Here is a 1244-nt window from a genome sequence, read left to right on the forward strand (position 1 = left end):
AGATCTTTGAAAAGTAGATAAATTCTGTCGTAACAAATAATATAAAAAAGACAAAAGGTTAAGGAAAAAAGGGCGCACAGTGGATGCCTTGGCACTAAGAGCCGATGAAGGACGCAACTAACGGCGAAACGCCACGGGGAGCAGTAAGTATGTACCGATCCGTGGATATCCGAATGGGGGAACCCGGCATGTTGGAGACATGTCACTTGTGAAAACAAGAGGGAACGCAGGGAATTGAAATATCTTAGTACCTGCAGGAAAAGAAAGTAATAACGATTCTGCTAGTAGCGACGAGCGAACGCGGAGGAGCCCGATACAATAACAGTTACAAAACTATTAATGAGAAGAATAATTTGGGAAGGTTAACCAAAGAAGGTGAAAGTCCTGTAATCGAAATTAATAGACTGGTGTATCAAAGAGTACGGCGAGACACGAGAAATCTTGCTGGAACGAATAAGGAGGACCATCTCCTAAGGCTAAATACTACTTAGTGACCGATAGTGAACCAGTACCGTGAGGGAAAGGTGAAAAGAACCCCGGAAGGGGAGTGAAAGAGATCCTGAAACTGTGTGCCTACAGTTAGTCAGAGCCCGTTAATGGGTGATGGCTTGCCTTTTGCAGAATGAACCGGCGAGTTACGTTAACTAGCAAGGTTAAGCCTAGAGGGGCGGAGCCGAAGCGAAAGCGAGTCTGAATAGGGCGAATAAGTTAGTTGATGTAGACCCGAAACTGGGTGAGCTAGCCATGAGCAGGTTGAAGTTTAGGTAAAACTAAATGGAGGACCGAACCAGGACACGTTGAAAAGTGTTTGGATGACTTGTGGCTAGGGGTGAAATTCCAATCGAACTCAGATATAGCTGGTTCTCCCCGAAATAGCTTTAGGGCTAGCGTTAATAAGTATTTTATGAAGGTAGAGCACTGAATGTGTGATGGCCCCATCCCGGGGTACTGATCACAATTAAACTCCGAATGTCATAAAAGTAAAATTAGCAGTCAGACAGTGGGTGATAAGGTCCATTGTCGAAAGGGAAACAGCCCAGACCGCCAGTTAAGGTCCCAAAATTCATGTTAAGTGGAAAAGGAAGTGAAGATGCACAAACAACTAGGAGGTTGGCTTAGAAGCAGCCATCCTTTAAAGAGTGCGTAATAGCTCACTAGTCGAGTGACTCTGCGCCGAAAATGTACCGGGGCTAAACATGATACCGAAACTGCGGATTTAATCAAAAGATTAAGTGGTAGGGGAG

General features: G+C 44.9%; 1 rRNA gene. It reads left to right on the top strand.

The window, feature by feature from the left end:
* Nucleotides 1-56: 56 nt before the first annotated feature.
* Nucleotides 57-1244, top strand: a 23S ribosomal RNA gene (locus T352_RS0100005); the annotation flags it as partial.

Origin of the sequence: Haploplasma modicum ATCC 29102, assembly GCF_000687835.1 — a bacterium.
Taxonomy (GTDB): domain Bacteria; phylum Bacillota_I; class Bacilli_A; order Acholeplasmatales; family Acholeplasmataceae; genus Haploplasma; species Haploplasma modicum.